Source organism: Acidovorax sp. HMWF018 (assembly GCF_003061035.1).
In the GTDB taxonomy this organism is placed as follows: Bacteria; Pseudomonadota; Gammaproteobacteria; order Burkholderiales; family Burkholderiaceae_C; genus Acidovorax; species Acidovorax delafieldii.
The window spans coordinates 1-3,447 of sequence record NZ_QAIM01000272.1 but is presented as its reverse complement, the minus strand read 5'-3'; the positions used below and the strand labels follow the sequence as shown (position 1 = coordinate 3,447).

Genomic DNA, 3,447 nt, shown 5'->3' with positions numbered 1-3,447 from the left:
GTGCCGATGTGCTCGGACATGAGTGCCTCGGCGCCGGCAATGTCTCCCGCTTCCAACGCCTCGACGATGCGCACATGGTCGGCACAGCTCTGAGCCGCATCGTGCGATGACTGGTAGAGCATGGCGATGAGCGTGGTGCGCGCCGTGAAGTCGCGCAGCGTGTCGGCCAGCAGGCTGTTGCCCAGGCATTCAGCCAGGCACACATGGAAGTCCCCCAGCAAGAAGCTGCGCATGCCCACATCGGTGCCCGCCAGCGCGGCTTTTTCGCGTTGCAGATGGCTCTTGAGCTGGCGCAGTGCCGTCTTGTCCACCACCTTGAGCTGGTGCAGCAGGCCCAGCTCAATCACGCGGCGCGCCTCAAAGGCCTCGCGCGCTTCGTCCTGAGACGGCTCGATCACATACCAGCCGCGCCGGGCACTGACGGTGACGATGCCCCGTGTGGCCAGCCGCGTGAGCGCCTCGCGCACGATGGTGCGGCTGCAGTCGAACAGCATGGCCAGCTGCTGCTCGCCCAGGCGGGAGCCGGGCGCGAGCTTTTGGGCCATTACGGCTTCGATGATGCGGTTGCTGATCTCGGTGGCGGTGGTCATTGCCTGCGGTATCGCAGGTTCCGTGCCAACTGGTATACAAGCTGAATGCACCAGCCTGGCGCACGGAGGCTGTGCACCATGGGGCAATCTGCCCCGCAACGATGCGCGGGGCTGCGCTAATTTGACCCAAGGGGATGCTGGTGCATGGATGTGGTGCAGGCGCTGGCGTTGGCGGGCCACCGGCTGCGCAGGGCACTCAGACGGCCATAGAAGGCGGTCACCTCACGAAGAGGTAAGTACCAGGACCCAAGGACCCAACGAGCGGCTACACCAGCCCGGCCAGGCGCGAGAGCCAGGACAGCACCAACCCGCTGCCCAGCACGGCAAACACTGCCGGGTGCCACCAGGGCCAGCGCGCCACGCGGCGGCGGCCCTGAGCGCCTTCGACCACCGCCTGGCCCGCCAGCAGCGACAGCCACAGCAGCAACACCATCGCACCCGGGTTGGCCGCCCAGGCGGCCGCCCAATCGCCCTGGACCAGGGCCGCACACGCGTGCGTGCCGCCGCACAGCGGGCAGGGTATGCCCGTCAGCGCAAGAAACCCGCAACCCTGACCCGGCCCGCCCTGACCCAGCCACCAGGGCGTGGCCGCCATGGCCAGTGGCCAGCCCAGGCCCAACGCCAGCCGCTGCCGCCGATCGCTCCCGCCCAGCGGCTGCCAGGCGGGTGGGCTGCCCACCGGCACCACTGCGGGGCCGGGGTCAGAGGGGAGGAAGGGCCACCGGCTCATCGCCCACCAGCTGGCGTGCCATGTAGTAGGAACCGATGGTGGACAGCGGCAGCGTCAGCAGCGCACCCACCCAGCACAGCAGGAAACCCAGCGAGCCCACGATGCCCAGCACCAGCGAGCAGAAGAACGCCGAGCCCAGGTTCTTGGTCACGATGGTCCAGGCCTGGCTGAATGCCGCGACGCCATCGCGCTCGCCGCGCGCTACGAGGAACAGTGCCACCGGGGGCAGCGCCATGACCAGCAAGCCGGGGATGAAACACAGCATGAAGCCCAGCGACACCACCAGCGAACTGATGAGCCCCGCCACAAAGGCGGGCACAAAGTCGTCAAAGCCCCGAAAGACGTCGCCGATCTGCACCGCTTCGCCGCGCGTCTCGCGCTCGATCATGCGCATGTAGCCCACCATCATGGGTCCGGCCAGCAGGCCCGCGCTGATGCCGGCGACCACCATCACCAGCAAGGTGCACACCACATGGGTGAGGACGTTTTTCTTGAAGGTGCCCCAGGCACCCGACAGGCAATCTCCCACACTGGCTGAAGCCATGGCAATCCCTCTCTCTGTAGTTGGTCAGTCGCGCGCAAGCGCTGGCTCAGTGTAGCGAGCCAGCGGCCGCTGTGGTACCCCTGACGGTGAGCCCTGAGAGAGGGTCGCTACAGAACTCCCTCCCACAGCGCAAACCGCTCCGGCTGCGTGAGGGGCGCACAAAACAGCGTTTCGCCCACATGCTGGACCGGTGGCTGTGCACCGGCATACGGCGCCCATCCAGGGTTGCCATCCCGCGCAAACGCCACCCAGCGCTGCTGAAGTGCCTCGGCCAGCGCAGCGGGCGGCGTCGGCCCCGTGAGTTCCTGCCCTGTGGGCGTGTGGAGATTGCCGAACACAAACGGCAGCTCCACCCCATGCGCTGCGCCCAAGCGCCCACGCCACTGCGGCGAGGGCCAGGTGAACTCATAACCATGGGCGCTGCGGGCCCAGCGGTGGGCCAGCGCGGCAATGCGCTGCGCGGGCACACGGTAGTAGTAGTCGGATTGCAGCGCGCACAGCCACTCCCCAGGCGTTTGCTGCGCGGGTGGCTGCATGTTTCGCAGGGCCTGTGCGGCGGAGGCATTCAAGCCCACGTCCTGCGCAAAGGCATGGACCTTCGCCTCTGTCACCCGGTCAATGGCACCGCCGGGCACGTGGTACAGGCGCATCTCCTGCGCGTTGCTGCCCACCAGCACCTGCAGTGCCGGCGGCTGGTCGGCCCACTGTTGCGCCAGCGCCTCCAACGGCGGTGCGGTGAGCACCCGTCCATCGACCACGGGCCGCAGGGGAAAGAAGTTGCGTCCGCCCAACCCGTGCTGTTGCCGCAGGGCAGGCTCGGAGGCCAGCCGGTGTACGGCGTGCAGCACGGCAGCCTGCTGCGCCGCGCCCAGTGCAGCCAGGGTGGGCTCCACACCCGCCAGCACGGCAACGGCATGGCGCGCCGCAGCGGCCTCCTGCAAGGTCTGGCAGGCGACGCTGGGGCTTTGCAAAATGGCGCGCTGGAACAACCCCCGAGAAGCGGGCATGCCCATCAGGCAGGCCAAGGCCCCGGCACCGGCCGACTGGCCGAACACCGTGGTGCGCCCCGCATCTCCGCCCCAGGCGTGGATATGGTCGCGCACCCACTGCAGTGCCATCAGCAGATCCAGCAGGCCGCGATTGGCGGGCGCAGCGTGCTCCTCGCCTTCGAAGTGCAAAAACCCGTCAATGCCCAAACGGTACTGCACCGACACCAGCACCACGCCCCATCGCGCCAGCGACGCCCCGTCGTACAGCGGCTCGCTGGTCGCGCCGCGAAAGAAGCCTCCGCCATGCACCCAGACCATGACGGGCAGGTGGGCTCCTGGCTCGGCGGTTGGCGCCCACACATTGACCGCCAGGCAGTCGTCGCCCCCCAGCATGGGCGCATCGGCACGCGCGCTGCGGGCCAGCTGCGGTGCCATGGGCGCAAACGCGGTGGCATCGCGCACGCCGGACCACGGCGAAACAGACAACGGCGCCGCAAACCGCAGCGCGCCGCGTGGCGCTTGCGCGTACGGCATGCCACGGAACACACGCACGCCCTCCTCCCACAGGCCGCGCAGTTGCCCACCGTGGGCCAG

4 protein-coding genes are annotated in these 3,447 nt (G+C 68.7%); all 4 read right to left on the bottom strand.

What is annotated here, in order from left to right:
- On the bottom strand, positions 1–590 hold a 590-nt coding region (locus DBR23_RS10250; RefSeq protein ID WP_108498175.1), incomplete at its 3' end, for a GntR family transcriptional regulator.
- A 265-nt stretch (positions 591–855) separates the two neighbouring features.
- Entirely contained in the window at positions 856–1,320 is a 465-nt protein-coding gene (locus tag DBR23_RS10245) for a DUF2752 domain-containing protein (RefSeq protein ID WP_108498174.1), read from the bottom strand.
- On the bottom strand, positions 1,292–1,864 hold the full coding sequence (locus tag DBR23_RS10240) for a hypothetical protein (RefSeq protein ID WP_056643459.1): 573 nt from the start codon (positions 1,862–1,864) through the stop codon (positions 1,292–1,294). Before DBR23_RS10240 ends, DBR23_RS10245 begins: the two co-directional genes overlap by 29 nt.
- A 107-nt stretch (positions 1,865–1,971) precedes the next feature.
- A partial coding sequence (locus DBR23_RS10235) for a carboxylesterase/lipase family protein (RefSeq protein WP_108498173.1) occupies positions 1,972–3,447 on the bottom strand: 1,476 nt, incomplete at its 5' end.

What these genes read in the sequence shown, in the direction of transcription:
- DBR23_RS10245 (WP_108498174.1), bottom strand. Translation starts at nt 1,320, where the DNA reads ATGAGCCGGTGGCCCTTCCTCCCCTCTGACCCCGGCCCCGCAGTGGTG.
- DBR23_RS10240 (WP_056643459.1), bottom strand. Translation starts at nt 1,864, where the DNA reads ATGGCTTCAGCCAGTGTGGGAGATTGCCTGTCGGGTGCCTGGGGCACC.